20 protein-coding genes are annotated in these 24,301 nt (G+C 33.4%); 4 read left to right on the top strand and 16 right to left on the bottom strand.

Going from position 1 to position 24,301, the window contains the following annotated elements:
- Nucleotides 1-16: 16 nt before the first annotated feature.
- The 8 genes from B3C18_RS12810 to uvrC all read right to left on the bottom strand — a co-directional run bounded on the left by B3C18_RS12810 (nucleotide 17) and on the right by uvrC (nucleotide 9,865).
- On the bottom strand, nucleotides 17-958 hold the full coding sequence (locus tag B3C18_RS12810; protein WP_053473384.1) for a tryptophan 2,3-dioxygenase family protein: 942 nt from the start codon (nucleotides 956-958) through the stop codon (nucleotides 17-19).
- Nucleotides 958-1,728: a DUF3108 domain-containing protein gene (locus B3C18_RS12805; RefSeq protein ID WP_291147335.1), complete on the bottom strand. Its 771-nt coding sequence runs from the start codon at nucleotides 1,726-1,728 to the stop codon at nucleotides 958-960. Before B3C18_RS12805 ends, B3C18_RS12810 begins: the two co-directional genes overlap by 1 nt.
- A 298-nt stretch (nucleotides 1,729-2,026) precedes the next feature.
- The gene (gene hppD, locus B3C18_RS12800) at nucleotides 2,027-3,187 is read right to left on the bottom strand and encodes a 4-hydroxyphenylpyruvate dioxygenase (RefSeq protein WP_291147332.1); all 1,161 of its coding nucleotides are present in this window, start codon (nucleotides 3,185-3,187) and stop codon (nucleotides 2,027-2,029) included.
- Between the two features lie 85 nt (nucleotides 3,188-3,272).
- Complete coding sequence (locus tag B3C18_RS12795; protein ID WP_291147329.1) at nucleotides 3,273-3,641, bottom strand: four helix bundle protein; 369 nt, start codon at nucleotides 3,639-3,641, stop codon at nucleotides 3,273-3,275.
- A 129-nt stretch (nucleotides 3,642-3,770) separates the two neighbouring features.
- Nucleotides 3,771-4,928, bottom strand: coding sequence for a homogentisate 1,2-dioxygenase (locus B3C18_RS12790; protein WP_029270889.1), 1,158 nt, complete (start codon nucleotides 4,926-4,928; stop codon nucleotides 3,771-3,773).
- Nucleotides 4,929-5,186: 258 nt separating this feature from the next.
- On the bottom strand, nucleotides 5,187-7,484 hold the full coding sequence (locus tag B3C18_RS12785) for a patatin-like phospholipase family protein (RefSeq protein WP_291147324.1): 2,298 nt from the start codon (nucleotides 7,482-7,484) through the stop codon (nucleotides 5,187-5,189).
- A 62-nt stretch (nucleotides 7,485-7,546) separates the two neighbouring features.
- Entirely contained in the window at nucleotides 7,547-8,059 is a 513-nt protein-coding gene (locus B3C18_RS12780; protein ID WP_291147321.1) for an XAC2610-related protein, read from the bottom strand.
- A gap of 6 nt (nucleotides 8,060-8,065) precedes the next feature.
- Nucleotides 8,066-9,865 carry an excinuclease ABC subunit UvrC gene (gene uvrC, locus B3C18_RS12775; RefSeq protein WP_291147318.1) on the bottom strand — a complete coding sequence of 600 codons (1,800 nt, stop codon included), beginning with the start codon at nucleotides 9,863-9,865 and terminating at the stop codon, nucleotides 8,066-8,068.
- 136 nt (nucleotides 9,866-10,001) lie between these two features.
- Between uvrC and B3C18_RS12770 the strand changes: the two genes are divergently transcribed.
- The 3 genes from B3C18_RS12770 to B3C18_RS12760 all read left to right on the top strand — a co-directional run bounded on the left by B3C18_RS12770 (nucleotide 10,002) and on the right by B3C18_RS12760 (nucleotide 13,419).
- Nucleotides 10,002-10,982: a succinylglutamate desuccinylase/aspartoacylase family protein gene (locus B3C18_RS12770; RefSeq protein WP_291147315.1), complete on the top strand. Its 981-nt coding sequence runs from the start codon at nucleotides 10,002-10,004 to the stop codon at nucleotides 10,980-10,982.
- The gene (locus B3C18_RS12765; RefSeq protein ID WP_291147312.1) at nucleotides 10,969-11,538 is read left to right on the top strand and encodes a 5-formyltetrahydrofolate cyclo-ligase; all 570 of its coding nucleotides are present in this window, start codon (nucleotides 10,969-10,971) and stop codon (nucleotides 11,536-11,538) included. The genes B3C18_RS12770 and B3C18_RS12765 overlap by 14 nt, the downstream gene beginning before the upstream one ends.
- Nucleotides 11,539-11,877: 339 nt before the next feature.
- Nucleotides 11,878-13,419 carry a VWA domain-containing protein gene (locus tag B3C18_RS12760; RefSeq protein WP_349680580.1) on the top strand — a complete coding sequence of 514 codons (1,542 nt, stop codon included), beginning with the start codon at nucleotides 11,878-11,880 and terminating at the stop codon, nucleotides 13,417-13,419.
- A gap of 438 nt (nucleotides 13,420-13,857) precedes the next feature.
- On the opposite strand, the gene B3C18_RS12755 is transcribed toward B3C18_RS12760, so the two are convergent.
- The 8 genes from B3C18_RS12755 to B3C18_RS12720 all read right to left on the bottom strand — a co-directional run bounded on the left by B3C18_RS12755 (nucleotide 13,858) and on the right by B3C18_RS12720 (nucleotide 23,182).
- Complete coding sequence (locus B3C18_RS12755; protein WP_291147309.1) at nucleotides 13,858-14,604, bottom strand: tetratricopeptide repeat protein; 747 nt, start codon at nucleotides 14,602-14,604, stop codon at nucleotides 13,858-13,860.
- Between the two features lie 60 nt (nucleotides 14,605-14,664).
- Nucleotides 14,665-16,419 (bottom strand): BatD family protein, encoded by a 1,755-nt coding sequence (locus B3C18_RS12750; RefSeq protein WP_291147306.1) that lies wholly within the window; start codon nucleotides 16,417-16,419, stop codon nucleotides 14,665-14,667.
- A gap of 122 nt (nucleotides 16,420-16,541) precedes the next feature.
- Nucleotides 16,542-17,315 (bottom strand): tetratricopeptide repeat protein, encoded by a 774-nt coding sequence (locus B3C18_RS12745; RefSeq protein ID WP_291147304.1) that lies wholly within the window; start codon nucleotides 17,313-17,315, stop codon nucleotides 16,542-16,544.
- 42 nt (nucleotides 17,316-17,357) lie between these two features.
- Nucleotides 17,358-18,392: a VWA domain-containing protein gene (locus B3C18_RS12740; protein ID WP_291147301.1), complete on the bottom strand. Its 1,035-nt coding sequence runs from the start codon at nucleotides 18,390-18,392 to the stop codon at nucleotides 17,358-17,360.
- Between the two features lie 51 nt (nucleotides 18,393-18,443).
- A complete protein-coding gene (locus B3C18_RS12735; RefSeq protein WP_291147298.1) occupies nucleotides 18,444-19,448 on the bottom strand; it encodes a vWA domain-containing protein in 1,005 nt (334 codons plus the stop codon).
- Nucleotides 19,448-21,079, bottom strand: coding sequence for a hypothetical protein (locus B3C18_RS12730; protein ID WP_291147295.1), 1,632 nt, complete (start codon nucleotides 21,077-21,079; stop codon nucleotides 19,448-19,450). Before B3C18_RS12730 ends, B3C18_RS12735 begins: the two co-directional genes overlap by 1 nt.
- Before the next feature lie 142 nt (nucleotides 21,080-21,221).
- A complete protein-coding gene (locus B3C18_RS12725) occupies nucleotides 21,222-22,085 on the bottom strand; it encodes a DUF58 domain-containing protein (protein ID WP_073485623.1) in 864 nt (287 codons plus the stop codon).
- A 92-nt stretch (nucleotides 22,086-22,177) separates the two neighbouring features.
- Nucleotides 22,178-23,182: an AAA family ATPase gene (locus tag B3C18_RS12720; RefSeq protein ID WP_053473368.1), complete on the bottom strand. Its 1,005-nt coding sequence runs from the start codon at nucleotides 23,180-23,182 to the stop codon at nucleotides 22,178-22,180.
- A 212-nt stretch (nucleotides 23,183-23,394) separates the two neighbouring features.
- Here B3C18_RS12720 and B3C18_RS12715 point away from each other — a divergent pair, with 212 nt between their 5' ends.
- Nucleotides 23,395-24,267 (top strand): aldo/keto reductase, encoded by an 873-nt coding sequence (locus B3C18_RS12715; RefSeq protein ID WP_291147290.1) that lies wholly within the window; start codon nucleotides 23,395-23,397, stop codon nucleotides 24,265-24,267.
- Nucleotides 24,268-24,301: the final 34 nt, after the last annotated feature.

Raw genomic sequence — 24,301 nt, 5'->3', positions numbered from 1 at the left:
ATTTTTTTGTAGGAAATTAAAGTAGATCTTCATTTCCCCAATTGGACAATTCTTCTTCGGTCCACAATTTAGGAAAAAAGATGCGTCTTTGGTATTTTGGATGCATATATTTTTGCCAGTCACTTCCACCGGTTGCTTCGCCGTTACCTTTTCCACTTTCTAAGATGTATTTTCTTGCAGTATTAAGGTGCTGCATAACCCAGGTAATGTTCACTGTTTTGTCGTAATGACGCATTGCATGAATTAATTCTTGGTTTTGCTGGTCTTCGATAGGTAATTGTGTGAATTTCTGCCAAATATTTTTAGTCTTAAACGTAGACATTTGTCTCAAAAACTGAACTTTATATTTGTTTTCGAATTCCTGAAGTAAATATGATTTTTCCCCAGTATGATAATCTTTTCCAGCGGCTTGCCAATAAAGGTGTTCGAAAGTAGTTTCTAAATCTGTATTTTCGTCAAAGTTTGCTTTGTATCTGCGGTCAGTTAAATTGATAACATCTGTCGAAGCAAATTCAATTAATCTGTATTGAGCACTTTGAAAACCGCTTGCAGGAGTAAGTGTATTTCTGAATTTCATATATTGATCGACTTCCATTCCGTTTTCCATAATACTGAACGAATTTGTCAGCATATCAAAATAACGGGTAATTCTGGAAAGTCTTTCACTGAAAAAATCAACCTGAATATTTTGTGTGTCTGCGATTTGATCGATTTCCCACAAAATCATTTTAAATATCAATTCATTAACCTGATGATACATAATAAATACCATTTCGTCAGGAAGTGTTGTGCGTTGTATTTGTAAATTTAAAAGAGCATCTGTTTGAATGTAATCCCAATACGTAATTGGTTTTGACCAAAGTAATCCTTCTAACTGAACATCAGTTTTTTGGTTTATTGCTTGAAATTTAAGGTCAATTTCTTTTAAAATTGATTCTGAATGATCAGTAGGGTTCATTATTTTTTAACTTTAAATGGATTTTTCAATCCTTTATATTCATCAAGATCTGCTTTTAGAGATCCAACAGCCAAATCCGCTTTAATTCTAATCGGAACTTTGTTGTCGTCATCTGTAATCCAGAGCGTTAAACTTTCTTTTTCTTTAAAAACTCTTCCTGTTTGTACAAGTGGCTTAAAGACCATCGTAGAAACCGTCCCAAATTTAGTTGTAATATCTTGACGGCCTACATATTTTAACTTAAATTTTGTGATTTCATCATCAAAAAACATGTCAATCGTAATCGATTCGCCCGATTTTAATTTATCAATATTTGGATGGTTTCTTAAGAAGTAAAAAGACGAGACGATATCCTGCACATTGTCAGTAATTACAATCGTTTTTTCAGTCTTTCGTTTATAATCTTTTACCAAAACTCTATTGTCACTTTGGTCAAAAAAACCTTCCTGATTTTTAGTGTAACCACCTTCGTCAATTTTTCTGACAAAGCGATAAGGATTTCCGTTTTCCTTGTCAAAATAACTTTCGTATAAATCTTCAACTTTGAAGAAAAATTTTGACATTCCGGTTGTATATCCTTTACCAACAGCGTGATGAACTTTTTTATTATTTATTGTGGCATCTTTAACTTCAAGAGTTGCATAACCGGCGTTTACGATTCCGTAATGAATTCTAAATTTGAAATATTCCCCAGTATCAAAAGCATTTTCTTTTTGAGTATCGAAAGCTAAAGTGGTGAGAATAAATATAGCGAGAATGAACTTTTTCATAGTACAATTTTTACATTTCATTATAAAGGTAGATAAATGCAAATTCTATTCCAAATGTACCAAAACAAAAAAACTCAGTCAAGGATGACTGAGTTTTTATGCTATTAACTAACCAAAAAACTATAAATTATGAAATTTATATCAATTCAGAAGGAAACCACCCCTTCTTGATTTGCGAGTGCAAAGATAGATAGAAAGTTCAAAAAATAAATAGCAAAAGTCAAGTTTAACATAACATTTGCATTAAAATCAACGTTTTACGGAGAATTTTTCTGCATAATGCAAAAATAATGCGTTTTTATAATGTACCTCTCAATTCCTGTTCTCTCTCAATTGACTCAAAAAGGGCTTTAAAGTTACCTGCGCCAAATCCTTTTGCACCCATTCTTTGAATAATTTCGAAGAAAAGGGTAGGTCGGTCCTGAACCGGCTTAGTAAATATTTGTAAAAGATAACCATCTTCATCGGCATCGACCATGATGGCAAGCTTTTCAATTTCATTAATATCTTCTTTCATCATATCCATATGAACTCCTAATCTTTCAGGAATTGCCTGATAGTAGGTGTGAGGAGGAGCTGATAAAAATTCAACACCGCGTGCTCTTAGCTGCGATACTGTTTTAATAATATCATCTGTAGCAATAGCAATATGCTGAATTCCAGGTCCGCCGTAGAAATCTAAATATTCTTCAATTTGAGATTTTTTCTTTCCTTCAGCTGGTTCGTTGATTGGGAATTTAATTCTTCCGTTTCCGTTTGACATTACTTTACTCATCAATGCAGAGTATTCTGTAGTAATTTGTTTGTCATCAAAAGAAAGGAAATTTACAAATCCCATTACGTCTTCGTAAAATTTTACCCAAGTATTCATTTCATTCCAACCCACATTTCCAACCATGTGATCAATATATTTTAATCCCGTTGGTTCTGGATTGTAATCTGATTTCCATTCTTTGTAACCTGGTAAGAAAACACCATTGTAGTTTTTTCTTTCTACAAAAATGTGAACTGTTTCTCCGTAAGTGTAAATTCCCGAACGAACAACTTGCCCAAATTCATCTTCCTCAACAGTTGGTTCCATGAAAGAACGTGCGCCGCGTTTCATAGTTTCTTCGTAAGATTTTGTAGCATCTTCAACCCAAAGAGCTGCAACTTTTACACCGTCACCATGTTTTTTTAAGTGCTCGTTTATTGGAGAATCTGCCGTTAAAGGCGTAGTTAAAACAATTCTGATTTTGTCTTGTTTCAAAACATACGATGCTCTGTCTTTTACTCCGGTTTCTAACCCAGCGTAAGCTAATGACTGATATCCGAAAGCAGTTTTATAATAATGTGCAGATTGTTTTGCATTGCCTACATAAAACTCTACATAATCTGTTCCTAATAACGGAAGGAAATCTTGTGCTCCTTCAAAGATTTTTTCTAATCCGTATTCTACTGATTTTACTTCTTTTGACATAATTTGATAATTAGAAAATGAGAAAATGAGATAATTTTGAAATGTAGATAATTAAAATAATTTTCTAATTGGCACATTAACAAAATTATCTAATTGCACTCATTTTTGATGTTGATATTATTTTATTTAAAATTTTTAAAATTTCTGATAATTCATTTAATAAGTCTTTACAATCTGGATAGGCTTTGTGAGCGTCACATATAAACAACCAATATTCCGTTTCGTCCGCCTCTTTAATTGCAATTTTTAATTTATGAATAAAATCTGCCTTGCTTTCTGCGTTTTGTGACTCTTTTGAATTAGCTCCAATTGATGTTCCGCTTTTTAGTAACTGATTTGCAATTACGAATTTCTTTTGATCTTGAAGTTCGGTTGTGTAGTCAATTATATTTAATGCAAAATTGAATGTTTTTATTAAAAGAGCATTGTCTTTATACTTCTCGTTGAAAGTCATTTTGTTTAATTTGATAATTAGAGTATGTATTAATTAGATAATTTATTTGTAGGTTTAAAATTACAATATTTAATTATCTAATTGACGCATTAATGTATTTTCTAATTATCAAATTGGCACATTAAAAAATTACTCCGTCCAAGATTTATAATACTGTCCATCATCAAGACCCATAGCTTCTTCCGTAACCATAAGTGGTCTGAAAGTATCAACCATAACGGCTAATTCCTGAGTTTCTTTATGACCAATACTGCGTTCCATTGCGCCAGGCGCTGGACCATGCGGAATTCCTTTTGGATGTAAAGTGATATGACCTTGCTCAATATTGTTACGACTCATAAAATCGCCATCAACATAATACAGCACTTCATCAGAATCTATATTGCTGTGATTGTATGGCGCCGGAATTGCTTTCGGATGATAATCGTAAAGTCTTGGGCAGAATGAACAAACGACAAAAGTTGCCGTTTCAAAAGTTTGGTGTACCGGAGGCGGTTGGTGAACACGTCCCGTTATAGGTTCAAAATTGTGAATCGAGAATCCGTATGGGAAATTATATCCGTCCCAGCCCACAACATCAAAAGGATGCGTTGCATAAACCACTTCGTGAATCATGCCTTCTTTTTTAATTTTAATTAAAAAATCACCTTTTTCGTCATGTGTTTCCAATTCGCTTGGTAAAATAAAATCACGCTCACAAAATGGAGAATGTTCTAGATGCTGGCCAGATTGGTTTTTATATCGTTTTGGAGTATAAAACGGAGAATACGATTCTACATAAAATAGTCGGTTTTCTTCTGTTTCGAATTCGATTTGGTAAATAATGCCGCGTGGAATAATCAAATAATCACCATATTCAAACGGAATATTTCCTAACATGGTTCTTAATTTTCCTTTTCCTTTATGGATGAAAAGCATTTCATCGGCATCGGCATTTTTGTAGAAATAATTTCGAAGCGATTCTTTTGGAGCAGCCAAACCAATAATACAGTCTTTGTTGACTAACATGGCTTTGCGGCTGTCAAGAAAATCATTTTCCGGTTTTAATTCAAAACCTTTAAAAAGAAGGGATTTTATATTTTTTCCGATTGCAATTTTTGGTTCAACCGAATAAGAGTTTAAAATTTCTTTAACCTGCGTTGGTCTGTGAACATGATAAGAAAGGGAAGAATGTCCGTGAAAACCTTCTGTTCCAAATAACTGTTCGTAATAAAATCCGCCGTTTGGTTTTTCGAATTGGGTGTGTCTTTTTTGAGGGAAATCCCCAAGTTTATGGTATAGAGGCATGGCTTTTTCAATTAGATAATTTGTAAATTAGATAATTCGAAAATTTGAATTGCAGAGTGAATAATCAGTTCAATTTTTTCAATTGACTAATTATCTCAATTCGATAGAGGCATTACTCTGGATTTCTCTTGATAAGAAATTGAAGATACTCTAATAAACCTGTCCAATTTGTTTTCATTATGACAAATGTCGTAATTTTTATTGATCAAAATTACATATTATATTATTTATAACATAAAATATTTCTAAAAAATCAGCTTAAAAGGCAAATCCGATACTAAACCATGTAAAGCTTTTTGAAGTTTCAGGCGACCAGGATTGTTTAACTTCGATTGGACCAATAATAGTTTCTAATCCGTAACCTAAAGAATAACCAGAATATTTAGGCATTGAAATCCAATCGACTGTCGTAAAAATATCATCTCCAATGTTGGCGAAATTTGCCGTAATATTGATGTGATTCTTTTTTAGGATCTCATAATCTAAAGTAATATCTGATTTTATAAAACTATTTCCGGCAATACTTAGAAAATCATATCCGTAGAAATAATTGAAGTTGTTGATTTTGTTGTATCCAAAACCTCCAAGAATAAAATCGAAAAAAGGAACGCTGTCGCTGCCAATGTTAAATCCGGCATCGGCTCCAATTTTAATGGTCGCTTTTCTAAATACAGTTTTAACAAAAGAAACTTCTGCTTTTGCAATCGAGAAAGGTTTAAATTTATTGGTATAATCAGATGAAGCTAAATAAGTCTGCAAATCTGTAGAAAAATACAATCCCGAATTTGGAAAATGTTTATCGTCAAACGAATCGTATTTTAAATAAGCAAACGCACTGATATAACTGCTTTTGTCTATTATGTTTTCTTCATTACTAAGTGTAGGCGAGTTTATTTTTAGGTATTTATATTCTAAACCGCCGCCCATTAAAAACTTTTGTACAAAAATGGTTTGAAAATAAGCCTGATTAGTCAAATCTAAAAAGTCAACATTAATCAGTTTTAAATTTGGATTTTCTGAAACCAGTCCGCTCAAACTTGTGGTTACATTTCGGTTAAACTGATTCAATCTTGAACGGAAACCAAAGCTGATATTAAAACCATTTTCGACATAATAGTTCAAATCATATCTAAAATTATCTCCCAAAATAATGTCCAGTGAAGTAACATCATTTTTTAGAAATGTTTTTTTATGAGTAAGATTCAATAAAACAGCACTTTTGTAAAGTCCGTCATAATGAAGTCCGAGTTTTAAAAAAGTCTGCGTTGGGTTTTCTTTTAATACCAAATCTAAATCATCCTGATTGCCGTCTGGCTGTAAACAATATGAAATTGTACTAAAGTTTTGAGTCGCATTCAAATTGTTTATTCCGGTTTTCAAATCATCATACGTAATTGTGCTTCCCGGTTTAAATCGAAGTTTACCACGAATGTATTCTTTGGTATAATTATCTAATTGATCACTATTTATTTTCTTGATTTCAAGAGTATCTGAAGCGATTTTTAATTTCGGTTTTTTATAAAAATTGTCTTCGTTTACGAGTGATTTAATTTTTTCATAAACGGCAAAAGCAGCTTCTTCACCTTTTCGAATTATTTCCTCGCCTCTGTCAAATGAAATTACACCAAAATCACGAATGTCCGGTTTTATGTAAACATCGGTATCCTTTATTTTGCTTTTCATTTTATCGATTGATTGCAAATTGGTAATCTGAACCAAGATTCGGGTAGCATTTTTTAGGTTTTTACGTTTCATTAAATCGTCCTGAACATCAACACCAATAATAATATCGGCACCAAGATTACGAACTTCTTTAATTGGGTAATTGTTTACAACACCACCATCAACCAATAAATTTCCGTCGATTTCAACCGGAGTAAACAGGGAAGGAAAAGCAGCACTCGCCATCATGGCCTGAACCAGATTTCCTTTATTTAAAAGTACTTCTTCACCAGTTTCAATATTGGTTCCGATACATAAAAACGGAGTTGGCAATTTATTGAAGTCACGAACATGGCGAACGTTTCTCGTTAAACTGCTCAACAAATTATAATTGTACATTCCTTTTGAAAGTGCTTCGGGAATGCCGACTCTGAAATTACTAAACGGTAAAACGATCGCATATAATTCGTCATTTTTTTTACCGTAAAAGTTTTTTGAGGAACGCGGAATATAATCGTTTATTAATTCGTCAAAATTGGTTCTTTTGAAGATAGAATCAATTTGCGAAGCATTGTAGCCAGAAGCATACAATCCGCCAATTACAGAACCCATACTGGTTCCTCCAATATAATCGATTTTGATTCCGGCTTCTTCTAAAACTTTTAAAACACCAATATGCGCAAAACCTTTGGCGCCGCCGCCGCTTAAAACCAAACCAATTTTAGGTCTTTTCTTTACACTGTCTTGTTTTATTTCCTGCGAAAATGAATTTTCGGGCAGCAATAAAAATGCAAAAAACAACAATGCCGCACCCCAAATGGCTCCGATACTTTTCGGAACGGGAGAAAATCCTGTTGACTGAGTTTTTAAAATTAACAGCTTGCTTAGGCGCATAAAAAATAAGTAATTGGTTTTGTAAAAGTCGGCAATTTTTTCGGCTTTATACTAGATTTATCTTAATATGATTGTGTTTTTGAAAGTATTAATTTTTTGTTTTTATCGTATTTCCAAACATCCGAATGATTTCTTGCACCGCCTCTGCAGCTTGATGTAAGTGTCTTTTTAATTTTATCAATTTTCACATCACAAAACATATCGCATTTAGGGCTAAAGTTTGGCGGAAAATTTAAACGATCAAATTGTTTTGTTTTCGGATTAAAAATAAAAATCTCATAAATGATATAAACCCCCATGCCATCATCTGTATGAAAAGAAGCAAAATCTGTAAAACCGTCAAAATTAAAATCATTAACTTCTAAGTTGGATTGCTTTCCTGTTATCGAAGCTTCAACATTTTTTATGACTTGAATTTGCCCCGTTTTAGTATTCTTTATTTTCAATGTTTCAAAATCATCTTCAAAACTTACTTTAAATTCATTTTTGTCTTTTTGTACAATCGAAACTTCATTTTGACTATACGAAATAGAAAAAACGAAGAAGAAACAAATAGGTAAAAAGAGCTTTTTCAAAATGAATTAATTTTCTTTTGGATGATAAAATTCGACAATTTTTTTTGCTTTTGATGCACCAACAACATCAGATATATCTTTTTCAGAAGCTAATTTCAATCTCTTAACACTCTTGAAATGTTGTATTAACGTGAGCATTGTTTTTTCGCCAATTCCCGGAATACTTTCTACCGAAGAATTAAGTGCTGCTTTGCTTCGTTTGTCTCTATGGAAAGTGATTCCAAATCGATGCGCTTCATTTCGTAACTGCTGAATTACTTTTAATGTTTCTGATTTTTTATCGAGATATAACGGAATCGAATCGCCAGGATAAAAAAGTTCTTCGAGACGTTTCGCAATTCCTATAATCGCAATTTTTCCTCGCAAACCTAATTCATCAATACTTTTTAAAGCGGCTGACAATTGTCCTTTTCCACCGTCAATAATTATTAATTGTGGTAAAGGTTCATTTTCATCTAATAATCTTTTGTAACGACGATATACAATTTCGGTCATCGAAGCAAAATCGTCAGGACCTTCAACCGTTTTTACATTAAAATGTCGGTAATCTTTCTTGCTGGCTTTTCCATCTTTAAAAACGACACAGGCCGCAACAGGATTTGTTCCCTGAATATTCGAGTTATCAAAACATTCTATATGTCGAGGCTCAACCGGAAGACGTAAATCTTTCTGCATCTGCGCCATAATTCTATTAACGTGACGATCAGGATCTACAATTTGCAATTGTTTCAACTGTTCGATTCGGTAGAATTTGGCATTTCGAATCGATAAATCCAGAATCTGTTTTTTATCTCCAAGCTGCGGAACAGTTACTTTTATTTTTTCGCCCAAATCAATTTCAAACGGAACAATGATTTCTTTTGATAATAATTGAAAACGTTCTCTAAGTTCGATAATCGCCAATTCTAATAATTCTTCGTCGCTTTCGTCCAGTTTTTTCTTGATTTCTAAAGTATGCGAACGAATAATTGAACCGTGAGAAATTTGTAAAAAGTTGACATAAGCAGCACTTTCATCTGAAACAATCGAAAAAACATCAACATTCGTAATCTTAGGATTTACAATCGTTGATCTTGATTGATAATTCTCCAGAACGTCTATTTTTTCTTTGATTTTTTGTGCTTCTTCAAACTGTAAATTCTGCGCATATTGATTCATTAAACGCTTAAAATCTTTCAAACTTTCTTTAAAGTTTCCTTTTAAGATTTCGCGAATTGCATCGACTTGTCTTTGATAATCTTCCAGAGATTCTAAGCCTTCGCACGGACCTTTGCAATTGCCAATGTGATATTCCAGACAAACTTTAAATTTCCCCGAATCGATATTTGATTTGCTTAAATCGTAATTGCAGGTTCTTAACGGATACAATTCTTTAATTAAATCGAGAATGGTATGAACCATTTTGAAATTTGTATACGGACCAAAATATTCAGATCCGTCTTTGACCATTCTTCTAGTTAAAAATATTCTCGAAAAAGGTTCTTTTTTAATACAGATCCAAGGATAACTTTTATCATCGCGCAGCAAAACATTATATCTTGGCTGTAATGTTTTGATTAAATTGTTTTCTAATAAAAGCGCATCGGTTTCTGTGGGAACTACAATGTGTTTTATAGTCACGATTTTTCGAACTAAAACATTTGTTTTAGCCGTATCGTGAATTTTATTGAAATAGGAGGAAACCCTTTTCTTTAAATTTTTGGCTTTGCCTACATATAAAATTTTCCCGTCTTTATCGTAATATTGATACACACCGGGATTGTCCGGCAAGGTGAGAATTTGTAGATCTAAGGACGGTTTTGACATTCTGTTTTATTTCTGAAGATAGTTGAAAAGCGATTTCAAAAACCATTCTAGTTCCTGAAAAAAGCTTAACAGTGATTTAGTTTCAAATTTACGAAATCAAAAGAATAATTTCTATATTTAGATTTTATAATTCTACATGAAAAATAGTAAGCCCCTTGTTATTTTTGGTGAATCGATTTTGCCGGGAGAACATAAAACCATAAACGTCGAAATAGCGCGATTACATACTACAACAAAACTTAATATTCCTGTAATCGTCCGTCGTTCCAAGCTTGAAGGCCCGGTTGTTTTATTTTCGGCAGGAATTCACGGCGACGAAATTAATGGAGTTGAAGTGGTTCGACAAATCATCAGCAAAAAAATAAATCGTCCACAAAGAGGAACGATCATTTGCATTCCCATTATCAATATGTACGGTTTTGTGAATAAATCACGTGAGTTTCCTGACGGTAGAGATTTAAATAGAGTTTTTCCGGGAAGTAAAAAAGGTTCTCTAGCCAGCCGATTTGCCTATCATATCGTTGAGCAGATTTTACCAATTATTGATTATGCTGTCGATTTTCATGCCGGAGGAGCCAGCCGATTCAACGCTCCGCAAATTCGAATTACCGAAAATAATATGGAATTGAAATTACTGGCTGATATTTTTAGTGCGCCGTTTACTTTGTATTCAAAAAATATTGGTGGTTCTTTTAGAAATACGTGCGAAAAAGCCAATATAAAAATGCTGCTTTTTGAAGGAGGAAAATCGCTTGATATAAATGATGCTGTTGCAAATGAAGGAATAAAAGGAGTGATGCGATTATTGAATTATCTAAATATGCTTGATCCAAAGCACATTGTAGAACCTGCTTTAGAATCTTCTATTTATATAAAATATTCCGTTTGGCTGCGTGCAAAATGTTCCGGTTTGCTTCATGATTATAATATGGTGGGTAAATATGTAACCAAAGGAACTATCTTAGCGATTATTACCGATCCGTTTGGAAAGTTTGAGCAAAAAGTAAAAGCGCCGCACGACGGATATGTTATTAATGCCAATCATTCGCCAATTGTTTACGAAGGCGATGCGATTTATCATATATCTAAAAATTCTCCTGTAAATGCCGACGAGTAAAAAAGAATTAAGACTGGAATATAAAAATCTTCGAAAAGCACTTTCTGAAAGTGATATTGAAGAGAAAAGTCTGGCTATAGCCAATAATTTAATTCAGATGCCAATTTGGGATAAAACTTATTATCATGTTTTTTTGCCCATTACAGAGCAAAAGGAAGTTGATACGGAATTTATTCTGCATTTACTTTCCGGAAAAGATAAAGAAATCGTGATCTCAAAAAGCGATTTTGAAACCAGAGAAATGTCTCATTTTTTATTGACGGATAATACCAAAATCAAAAAAAACGAATATAATATTCCCGAACCCGTAAACGGACTTCCGGTTCCAACTCAAAATATTGAGGTTGTTTTTGTACCGCTTTTAGCTTTTGATGTTTTTGGAAATCGTATTGGTTACGGAAAAGGTTTTTATGATAAATTTCTTGCTGGTTGTAAACCGGAAACCTTAAAAATTGGTCTTTCATTCTTCGAACCCGTAAATCAAATCGATGACGTTTTTGAATCTGATGTAAAATTAAATTATTGCGTTACGCCTGAGAAGGTTTATACTTTTTGATTTTTCACACATATTATTCTCGTCATGCAAATTGTAGAGACGCACAGCAGTGCGTCTACGCAAAGTTTGTCGCCACAGAATTTTATAAGTTTGCGCAACGTTTTTCGATATACTGGGATGGAGAATCTATGCTATAAATAAAAACACCAATCGATAACAAACAAACTTAAATTCTCTTATATCACTTATGTGGTGAAATATCTTCATGTTTAATTGTCAGGAATCTTGGCATCAAATTTGGATTGCCGGAAATTGCAGATAATTTTCTTAGTACATCCGGAATGCTAGTTATTATTTGAAAGAAAAAATCAAATTATTAATTCCTAAAATTTATTTTAAATGAAAAATAAACCATTTTATTTGTTAGCATTCCTATTCCTTGTTTTGACAAGTTGTAAAAAATACGATGCTGCAGCTTATGAAACAGTAGATTCAACTGCTGTTGCTTCTGATGAAATTCCTGAAGAAAATATTTCAGAACTTAATACTGAAAGTTACGCCGGACTTGAAGAAAATCCTTTTGAGTCTCCACAAAAATCTCCTCTTTCTACTTTTTCTATAGATGTTGATAATGCATCTTACACCAATATTCGCCGTTTTATAAATGAAGGTCAGCCAGTTCCTAAAGATGCCGTTCGCATCGAAGAAATGATGAACTTCTTTAAATATAAATATCCGCAGCCAGAAGGACAAAATCCGTTTTCTATCAATACCGAAGTAAGCGAAAGTCCGTGGAATAAAAATTCACTGTTATTGAAAATAGGTTTGCAGGGAAAAAATGTTCCAATGACAAATCTTCCAGCCTCCAATCTTGTTTTTTTAATTGATGTTTCAGGTTCTATGGATGAAGCCAATAAACTTCCTCTTTTAAAAGAATCAATGAAAATTTTGGTAAAAGAACTGCGTCCGCAGGATAAAGTTTCGATTGTGGTTTATGCAGGTTCTGCCGGAGTTGTTTTATCGCCGACTTCTGGTGATAATAAAGATGAAATTATGGATGCTTTTGATGAACTAAGCGCGGGTGGAAGTACAGCAGGCGGTGAAGGAATTGAATTAGCATACAAATTAGCTCAAGAAAATTTTATCAAAGAAGGAAACAACAGAGTTGTAATTGCAACCGACGGTGATTTTAATGTTGGCGCATCGACAGATGATGATATGGAAAAACTAATTGAAGAAAAAAGAAAATCTGGTGTGTTCCTAACCGTTTTAGGTTTCGGAATGGGGAATTATAAAGACAGTAAAATGGAAATTCTTGCCGATAAAGGAAACGGAAATTATGCTTATATCGATAATATTCAGGAAGCGAATCGTTTTTTAGGAAAAGAATTTAAAGGTTCAATGTTTGCGATTGCAAAAGATGTGAAAATCCAGATTGAATTTAATCCAAAACATGTTCAGGCGTACCGATTAATTGGCTACGAAAACCGAAGATTAAAAGATGAAGATTTTAAAAATGATGCTGTTGATGCAGGAGAACTAGGAAGCGGACACACAGTAACGGCACTTTATGAAATTATTCCAACGGGAGTTGAAAGCGATTATGTTCCATCTGATTTAAAATACACAAAAGTAAAAACGGATGAATCTAATTACAGCGATGAATTGGCTACAATAAAATTCCGTTACAAAAAGCCAGACGGCGATAAAAGTATCGAAATCGTAAATACAATTCCAAACAGGAAAGTTTCTTTAGACAATAGTTCTTCTGATTTTAAATTTACAACGGCTGTTGCCTGGTTTGGTTTAAAATTGAGAGATTCTAAATTTATTAGTAATTCTTCAACTTCAGACATTAGAAAATTAGCAAAATCTGGTTTAGCAAATGATGACGAAGGCTACAGAGCAGAATTTGTACGATTAGTTGATGCGATAAATTAATTTTAAATTCCAAAATAAAAAATCCCAAATTCCAATGTTGTTATCTTGGAATTTGGGATTTTTTTATTTGAATTTTTTGCACAATTTATTCTGTAGAGACGCACAGCAGTGCGTCTACGCAAAGTTTGTCTACAAAGATTTTTTATATTAATTGATTTAAGAAAAATAAACAATGTGTTTATACAACTGTTGTCGATATGCTGGACGTAGACGCACTGCTGTGCGTCTCTACAATGTGCTGGGGTGGATATAGATTACAGAAAGGTTTCTAAATAAATTTTGCACAAGAATATTTCGACAATCAAAATCGTAGAGACGCACAGCAGTGCGTCTACGCAAAGTTGATCGATATAGATAAGTCAAATTCCAACAAAAGAAAATCCCAAATTCCAAGATAACATTGGAATTTGGGATTTTTTATTTGAGATTTTTAAAACCTTATTTTACTTCTTTAATTGTTGTAGCATCAATCCAGCCTTCAGTTCCGTCTGTTAATTCGATTTTTTTCCATTTTCCAACCGTTTCCATAACATAAACTTTTGCACCTTCATGAAGCAGGATAATAGCTGAACCTGCTTTTTGAGGTTCGCTTCGAACTTCGCTTAATTCAGCAAAAACAATTGCCGGACGATCGTTGTCAAAATGATCTTTTTCAGACATTCCAGCAAAAACACTTAAAATTAAAGCAACCAAAAGAATAAACATTCCGATGAAATAAATTCTTTTTGTAATGGTAAGCTGTGAAAAATAGTAACCAATAAAACTCAGTAAAAACACAAAACCAATCGCAACTGAAATTTTTGCCCATTGATTATAATCAAAAATACCCGTAAAATTCTGAATCAGCTTTGCAAAACCCACTTTTGGAACTTCTTTGATTTCATCGATTGTTAGTTTTTTGGCAAATTTTAAGTTGTTTAAAGTCTCAGGATCATTTGGTTTTAATACCAAAGCTTTTTCATAATTGTAAATAGAAGGCGCAACTTTATTCAGTTTATAATAACTGTTTGCCAAATTAAAATACAACTCTGCCGACTGTTGTTTGTTTTCTTTAATAATATCTTCATAAACCTGAACAGCTTCCTGATATTCTCCCTTTTGGTACAAAGCATTTCCTTTTTCGAAGCTGCTTTGAGCAAAGAAAACCTGTGAGATTAGTAAAAAGAGATATAATATATTTTTCATTAGTATCTTGTTAAACCCGACAGGTTTTTAAAACCTGTCGGGTTTGATTTAAGTTAAAAACTAAACGATTTGTTTTTCTAATTCTGAAATAATCAAAACAGCTTTATCATAATCCTGCTGAATCGAAGCACTTGATGCCGGAGCATAACGAGCAAATTCGCAGTTTTCGGTCAAATTAATAAAATTCTGAACCGTTTCAGGATTTGAATTTCTTGATAAAAGCAGTTCCTGAATATTGTCTTTACTCATTTCTGATGTTTCAATATGCAGTTTTGCTTTTAAGAAATTGTGCATTGCTTTTTCCAGAGCAATATAAAACGCCTCTTTATTATTAAGCTGTTTTTTAGCCTGCGATAAATATTTCTTCGCAAGTTTATTGTTCATTCTAATTCTGTTTCCGGTTACGTCGCTGTCAATTGCTTCTTTTTTCTTCTTAACCAAAATTATAATTGGAATAATGGCAAAAGGGAAAAACAATAAAGCATAATACAAATCAGAACCGTAAAAATCATCTTTAGCAATCGCAGCTAAAGTCGTTTTTGACTTAATATATTTGAATTGTTCTGTTTTAGTAATTACGTTTTTAGCTGCTGTCGAAGGATTCGCTTCTGCTAAAGTTGGACCATCTAAAACATCCACCATAATTTCTGGAGAAGTTATCGTTTTATAAGAGCCTGTACTCAAATCAAAATAAGAGAACGTCATTGGTTTGATCGCATATTTTCCTTTGTACTGCGGAATAATAGTGTATTTGTCTGAAATTTTTCCAGACATTCCAGACAATGAAGTGGTTACTTTTTCATCGTGAACCGGATCATACATTTCTAATGCATTTGGTACAACAGGTTTTGGCAGCGTAAACAATTTCATGTTTCCTGTTCCGGAAGCACTCACAAGTAAATCTAAACCTTCACCACTTTTTAGCGTTGTTCTTGATGGTACAACTTTAAAACTAAAGTTACCAACTGCTCCAGTAAATCCTTCTGGTTTTCCTGATTCAGGAAGTGGTCTTACGCTTATAGTTCTGGCTCCAGTCGTTACCACTTTGTTATCTTCAGCAATAATCATCTGGCCAAACATATCGCGGCGATTTGTTGGCAATTGCACGCCAATATCTAAAGAAAAAGGTTCAATTGTTAATCTACCTGATTTTTGTGGATATAAAATGGCTTTTTTCAATACAACATAATGACATCTTTGCCCTTGGTAACTTCCTTCTTCCATCACCAATTGTTTGACATCAATGTTTTGATTCCAGAAATCATTGTATTTTGGTTTAGCAATTTCTCTAAATCCAGTAACACCAATTTCATTAAAATACAGTTTGTAAACAACCGTTATAGGCTCATTTACATAAGGAGTTGTTTTAGAAACCTCTGCAACTAATTGTAGTAATTCGTTTCCGGAACCTCCGCCTTGTTGTCTAGGGTCATTTGGATCTCTTTCCTGTGCAACAGCATTAGTAACCGTAACTTTTATAGGGGCTGTTTTATAAACCTGCCCGTTATATTCTATTGCAGCCTGTTTGATAATAACAGTTCCCTTTTTCTCAGGCTGTAAAATATAAGAGTATATTTTTTGAAAAGAGCTTCGGCCGTTTACCCAAGACTGGCTTATTTGCTGGCTTGGTCCGGCTACAACTTTAAATCCTTCAAATGCAGGCTGGTCAAAATTATCGCCATCGACATTCATGATGAAGTCAATGCGGAGTCTTTCGTTAAGTCCAAGCGTGTTTTTGCTTACTCTGGCTTCAAATTGAACTTGAGCCATCAGCCCTTGAAAAGTGAGCAGTAATAGAATTAAATATCTTTTCATTAATTGTTAGTCAGTTTTGTTTAACTGTTTAATTGTTAATTTGTTTAATCGTTTTTTTTACTGTTTTATTGTTACAGTTTTGCCGAATAACAGATTAACAAATAAACGATTAACCTAAAATCCTACCAGTCTTTTTCTGGTTTTTTAGGATTTCCTTTTATTTTTTGTGCGTTTACTTTATCTTGGATTTTCTTTTCTTCGTTGTTTACAGCATCTAATAAATTCTGAACACGTTCTTTTGAAATTCCTCCAGGCTGCGGTTTCGGTTCTCCTTTGTTGTCAGACTTGTCGTCTTTCTTAGGATCATTTTTACCGTCATTTTTATCTTTGTCCTTATCGCCTTTGTCGTCTTTTTTATCCTTGTCCTTATCTTGGTTTTTATCCTTGTTCTTGTCTTTATCTTTATTTTTATCCTTGTCTTTGTCCTTATCCTTATTTTTGTCTTTGTTCTTATCGTTGTTTTTAGGAGGATTTTCTTTTAGCTTTTGTTTAGCGTAAGCATAGTTGTAACGTGTTTCTTCGTCGGTAGGATCGTTTCGTAAAGCTTCTTTGTACGCTTCAACGGCCTGCGTATAATCTTTCTCTTTCATAAAAACGTTACCAAGATTATGAAAAGCTTTGTGTTTTTCAGGTCTTGTTTTGGCAATCTTTATAGCATTCGCGTAAGCGTATTTTGCTTCAGAAGCCTGATTTTGTCTGTAAATCGAGTTTCCTAAATTGTAAGAACCGGCAGCGCGCTTTGAAAATTTTGAAGCCGAAATTCTGTAATTAGCTTCAGCGTCAGTAAATTTATTCTGCTTATATTCTTCATTGGCATCAGGCAATGTCTTGTCTTTTTCCTGAGCAGAAACTGCAAAAGGAAGCGTTAGTAAAATATAAAGAAGTAAATTTTTCATTCTAATTTTTTTATTTTTTGTTCCGAATTTTGAGCGGAATCTTTATTTCTTTTCGTTGAATAAATTCAACTCTTTAATCCAGTTTGTTTTTCTTTCTAAAAGGAAAATATCTACAAATAACAGCAAGAGTCCAAAACCAATAAACCATTGAAACTGCGATTGAAAATCGGCCATTTGTGTCGATTCAAATTCCGTTTTCTGAATCTTGTTTAATTCGTTTTTAATGAATTCCAAAACTTCTTTCGTATTTCCGCCGTAAACATAATTTCCTTTGGTCGCTTTTGCAATCGTTTTTAATCCTTCCTGATTCAGTTTTGTGATAACAGTTTGTCCGTTTTGATCTTTCTGATAATTTTTAACGATACCATTTTCTCTTAACGGAATTGTTCCCCCTCTTTCTGTTCCAACACCAATTGTAATAATTCTCATTCCCAATTTATTGGCTTCTTCCGCTGCGACAGAAGCTCCTTCAGAATGATCTTCACCATCAGAAATTAAGATTATAAGTTTGCTTGTTTTGCTTTTTTCATCAAAATATTTAGCTGATAATCTAATAGCTTCATAAAGAGAAGTTCCTTGAGATGATACCATATCTGGATTCATGCTTTGAAGGAACATTTTTGCAACACTGTAATCAGATGTAATTGGCAATACCGGAAATGCACTTCCTGCATAAGCCACAATACCAATTCGGTCGCTTCCTAATGAATTTATAATCTGCGAAACCAATTGTTTACTTTTCTCTAAACGACTTGGCGCCACATCTTCGGCAAGCATACTTTTAGAAACGTCGACAGCAAAAACGATATCAATTCCTTCACGTTTTACAGTTTCCATTTTTGTTCCAATCTTCGGATTTACTAAACCGATAATTAAACAGGCCAATGCCAAAAGCAAAATCGATAATTTTAATACAGGTTTAAAAACAGATCTGTCTGGACTCAGTTTTTTTACCATGTCTAAATCTCCAAATTCACGTTGTTTTTTTCTTTTCCAATACATATTGAAAAGGAAAATACACACCACAATTGGCAGTAATAGTAAGAGATATAAATATTTTTTTTCGTCTAATTCCATTTTAAATTTTAGATTTCTGAATTTAGATTTTAGATTTTTTTAAATCCAAAATTAAATGAAGCTTCTGTAAACTGTATTTCTTAAACCAACTTCAAGTAGTAATAAAAACGCTGCGACCAAAACAAAAACTCTGTATTTTTCGTCGTAATCGTAGAATTTTAATTCCTGGATTTCAGTTGTTTCTAATTTGTTAATCGAATTGTATATTTCGGCTAATTTATCGTTGCTTGTTGCTCTAAAGTACGTTCCGTCTGTTTTACGGGCAATATTTTTCATTAACTGCTCATCAATTTCAACTTTCTGCATTTTGAATAAAAAACCGCCGTTTGGTGCATAAGCGTATGGAGATTCTGCCATTCCGTTTGTACCAAGACCAATTGTATATACTTTTATTCCGTATTGTTTTGCAATGTCAGCAGCAGTTTCAGGCTCAATAAATCCGGCATTATTAACACCGTCTGTCATTAAAATAACAACCCTGCTTTTTGCTTTACTGTCTTTCAAACGATTTACTGCTGTTGCTAAACCCATTCCAATTCCCGTACCATCTTGTAAAACGGTATCGTATTTAATTCCTTTTATAGCTTCCAGAATAATTGGTTTATCGCTTGTAACAGGTGTTTTTGTATAAGCTTCAGAAGCGTATAAAACTAAACCAACTCTGTCATTTGGTCTTTCTTCAACGAAATCGGCAGCAACTCTTTTTAAAGCTTCCATACGGTTTGGCTTTAAATCTTTTGCGAGCATACTTCCAGAAACGTCAATTGCGATTACAATATCAATTCCTTTTGTCGTTTTAGTCTGATTGCTAATGTCGACTGTTCTTGGTCTTGCTAAAGCAATAATCAGTGAACTTAAAGCGATAATCCTGAAAACATACAAACAAGGCTTTAATTTGGTCAATAACGATTCGCTGTTTTTAAAACCCGCGGTCGAACTCATTTTTAATGTAGCCGACTGCTGATTTCTTTTCCAAAAAAACCAGCCAATAGCGATTGGAATTAATAGAAACAACCAAAAGAATTCCGGATTTAAAAAAGTGATCTGATTGTTCATTAGTTACTTGCTTTTTTAAGTTCAACAGAATTTAAAATTCGGGTTGTGATGTCGTTTGCATAGGTATCACCTTCTTCATGGAAAATGATGATTTGCTGTAATCCCTGATCTTGTTTAAAAAGAAGGATTTCATAATAACCTTTTACACTTGTTTTATTTGCCGGATTTAAAACCGTCATTGTTCCGTAACCTTTTATACCCTGAATACCTTGATTGGTTTGGAAATCTTCTTGCTTAACGATGATGTTTTGTCCGCCCTGAAGCTCGATTACTTTTAAAGCGCCTTCTAAAGCTTTAGGTAAATCAATATCGGTTGGAGTTTTAAATTTAGTGGTTGAAACTGCTACGTAAAAATCACCAATCATACTACCGTATGTAAAAATCTGCATTTCCTTAATCAACGCCATCGTTTCTTTTGGAAGGATTTTTAACGCATCCATTCTTTTTAAAACTTTTGGAGTTTCAATGATAACGCCCGGATTTCCGTATTCACTTTTTACCCATTCTCCTTCTAATAATTCTTTAGTAGGATGCCCGATAAGATTGTCTTTTACATAAGTAAAGCCTTTTGTTGCAATAAAGAAAGTTGTAGTTGCTAATAATAAAAACAAAACAGAACCTACTGTAATGGCAATTCGTTTGTTTCTTTGCTTTTTTAACTGTAGCTGAATTTGTTTTTGTCTTTGCGCTTCGTTTAGCAATTGATCTTCTTCTTCAGCCGGAACTTCAGTTGGGATTGCATTGTCAAGCGTTAAAATTACTTTCTGAATTTTATTTCTGTCATCTGTAATTTCAAATTCAAGCGGTTTAGATTTTGCAAATTTTACTAAATCGGCCTGACGTAAAACGCGTTCCAGATTTTCAACCGTTTCTGGCGTTAAAGTCATTTTCTTTTTAGTCGAAGCTGTTCTAATCGCCTCAATTAATTCAGAAGTTGTGCTTTCCATTGCAGGAATATGAATCGCTTCTTCAATATAATTACGGGCAATATCCGTTAGTTCACTATAGTATTCTTTAATTTCTCCTTTTTGAACCAATTCTTTTGACTCTAAATTGTTTAATAAGCTTGTCGCTTTTTCTATTGGAGTTTTATAAACTTCTTCTTCAATTTTCTTTTTCTGGTGTTTTTTAACATACCAATAAATTCCTGCGCCAATGGCTAAAATAATAACCAACGCCAAAACGTATTTCCACCAATCGCCAATTCCGCCATCAGCAGCGGTAACATCTTTAATGTCGTACATTTTTTGCTGTAAAGTATCTACTTTTACATTAGCAACTTCTACACGAATTGAGTCTGAGAAATAAGGTTTTTTGTCAATTAAAATTTGAACACTCGGAATTACATATCTTCCTGAATCAAATTGAGTTAATCCATATTTTTTGATTAATTCGTAAGTGTCGTTTTTCTTTACCGTATCAACCGGATACGATTGAATAACTTCTAAAGGACCAAATCTTTTTAGTTTAGGGAAAACGACTTTCGAATTAGCATTTACAACTGTTTTCAGCGTCAGTTTAAACTCAGCGCCAATTTTATTTTTGGTGGTATCAATGCTGGTTTCGACTTGTTTTTGAGCAAAAACAGCCGTAGAAAGCAAAAATAAAAATATGTAAAACTTTAATTTCATTTGATTTGTGATTTCAGATTTTAGTCTAAAATGAATGCTTAAAATTGGAACACGAATGACACAGATTTAAGCGGATTTTTTATTTGAATAATTAGAGCAGATAAAAATTCTAAAATCTAAAATCTGCAATCTAAAATTATATTTATCGTGATTTGAAATATCCAAGCAATTTAGTAACATAATTTTCATCGACTCTTGTATTTACAACACCGGCACCAGATTTACTAAAAATATCTTTGAAATAATTTACGCGTTCCTGATAATGTTTTTCGTAATTCATTCTCACGGTTTTTGAGCCTGTATTTACCAATTGAATTTTTCCCGTTTCGGCGTCAAGCATGGTTACCATTCCTAAATTTGGGATTTTTTCTTCACGGATATCGTACACGCGAACACCTGTAATGTCGTGTTTTTTAGAAGCAATTTTTAAAGTCTGTTCGTAATCCTGAGACATGAAATCAGAAATCACAAACACGATCGCTTTCTTTTTCTGCGTTCCTGATAAAAACTTCAAGGCTTGTGAGATATCTGTTTTGTGGCTTTTTGGTTCAAATTCGATTAATTCACGAATAATTCTCAAAACGTGTGAACGGCCTTTTTTTGGCGGAATGTATAATTCGACATTATCAGAAAATAAGATTAATCCAATCTTATCATTATTTTGTGTAGCCGAAAAAGCCATCGTTGCAGCAATTTCTGTTACGATGTCTTTTTTAAACTGACTTTTTGAACCAAAACCTTCAGAACCCGAAATATCAACCATTAAAACCATGGTTAATTCTCTTTCTTCTTCAAAAACTTTTACGTGGGCTTCGTTGTAGCGTGCGGTTACATTCCAATCGATATTACGAATATCATCGCCATATTGGTATTGGCGCACCTCGCTGAAAGTCATCCCGCGCCCTTTAAATGAAGAATGGTATTCTCCCGAAAAGATATGATTGCTCAGTCTTTTGGTTTTGATTTCTATTTTCCGTACTTTTTTTAAAAGCTCTTTTGTATCCATTTTCGGATTGTAGATTTTAGATATTAGATTTTAGATTATTTTTAGATTGCAGATTTAAATCTAAATTCTGCAATCTAAAATCTAAAATTTTTTTAAGGTACTTCAATCTCGTTTACGATTTTGTTGATAATGTCTACAGAAGTAATATTTTCAGCTTCAGCCTCATATGTGATTCCAACTCTGTGACGTAATACATCATGCACAACTGCACGAACATCTTCTGGAATAACATAACCACGACGCTTGATGAAAGCATAGCATTTAGCAGCGTTTGCTAAGTTGATACTTCCACGTGGAGATGCTCCAAAACTGATAAGTGGTTTTAAGTCGGCTAATTTATATTTTTCAGGATAACGAGTAGCAAAAATGATATCCAGAATATATTTTTCGATTTTTTCATCCATATAAACTTCACGAACCGCTTCTTGCGCTCGTAAAATTTGTTCTACAGAAACTACAGCATTTACTTTTTCGTAGCTTCCTTTTAAGTTTTGACGTATTACAAAACGTTCTTCATCAATTTTTGGATAATCAATTACGGTTTTCAACATAAAACGGTCAACCTGTGCTTCAGGAAGTTGGTATGTTCCTTCTTGTTCAACCGGGTTTTGAGTTGCTAAAACTAAAAACGGACGATCTAATTTGAAAGTGGTATCACCAATTGTAACTTGTTTTTCCTGCATCGCCTCTAAAAGCGCAGACTGAACCTTTGCCGGAGCACGGTTAATCTCATCGGCAAGTACGAAGTTGGCAAAAATTGGCCCTTTTTTAATAGAGAATTCGTTTGCTTTAATGTTGTAAATCATGGTCCCGATAACATCGGCAGGAAGTAAATCCGGCGTAAACTGGATACGGCTGAAAGAACCCTGAACCGCTTGTGACAATGTATTAATGGCCAAAGTTTTTGCTAAACCAGGAACTCCTTCAAGTAAAATATGTCCCTGACCTAAAAGACCAATTAACAGACGCTCGACCATATGTTTCTGGCCCACAATAACTTTGTTCATTTCCATTGTAAGAAGGTCTATAAAAGCACTTTCTCTCTCAATTTTTTCATTTATCGCTCTAATGTCTAAAGTCGTTGTATTTTCTTCCATATAAATATTTTTAAAACCTTGATTTTTACGCCTAATTTTTGAGAGTGCAAATTGAATATTTTTTAAGAAGTAAGATGTTAAAGAATGGTTAAAACTTCGACCAATCACCTAATTTTAAGGACGAATTGTGAATCTATTTTTATATTTTTAAGAACTTTGGTGATTATGTTTTACAAAAGCATATTTATTAGCAAAAATAACTCAATATAACCATGAGCAAAACAGCATTATCGCCTATAATTTCGGGCACTATGAATTGGGGTGTTTGGGATAAAAACCTTTCGCCAAAAGAAATGGAAAACATGATACAAATTTGTATCGAAAACAAAATCACAACTTTTGATCACGCCGATATTTACGGAGATTATACCACCGAAGCCGATTTTGGTAAAGCATTCAAAGCTAGTAAAATTTCGCGTGAAAAATTACAATTAATTACAAAGTGCGGAATTCAGCTTGTAACAGAAAGCCGTAATAACAAAATCAAACATTACGATTATTCTAAAGATTATATCATTTGGTCTGTTGAAGAATCTTTAAAGAAACTGAAAACAGATTATGTTGATGTTTTTTTACTGCACAGACCAAGTCCGTTAATGCAGGCAGATGAAATTGCAGAAGCAGTTGAAAAATTAAAAGGAGAAGGAAAAATTTTAGATTTCGGACTTTCGAATTTTACAAGTTCTCAAACCGAGTTAATTCGTCAGAAAACAGAAGTAAGCTATAATCAGGTACAATTTTCTGCAACTCATTTTGAACCAATGGTTGATGGAAGTTTAGATTACATGCAGACACACGGAATTCGTCCATTATCATGGAATCCGCTTGGAACTGTTTTTAGAGAAGATACTAAGAAAACACGTCGTTTGAAAAAGTTATTTTCTACACTGCTTGAAAAATATCATCTTGGTGCAGATACACTTTTACTAGCGTGGATTTTAAAACATCCAGCAGCAGTTATTCCAATTGCGGGAACAGTTAACGTTGCCAGAATTCAATCTTTAGTAAAAGCGGCTGAATTAGAAATGGACAAAGAAGATTGGTTTGCCATCTGGACAGAAAGTATGGGTGACGATGTGGCTTAATTTTTAAATGTTCAGTATTCAGTTAAAACTCTAA

Source organism: Flavobacterium sp. UBA7680 (assembly GCF_002482975.1).
Taxonomy (GTDB): Bacteria; Bacteroidota; Bacteroidia; order Flavobacteriales; family Flavobacteriaceae; genus Flavobacterium.
The sequence above is the reverse complement of the archived record's forward strand: the minus strand, read 5'-3'. Positions and strand labels throughout refer to the sequence as shown.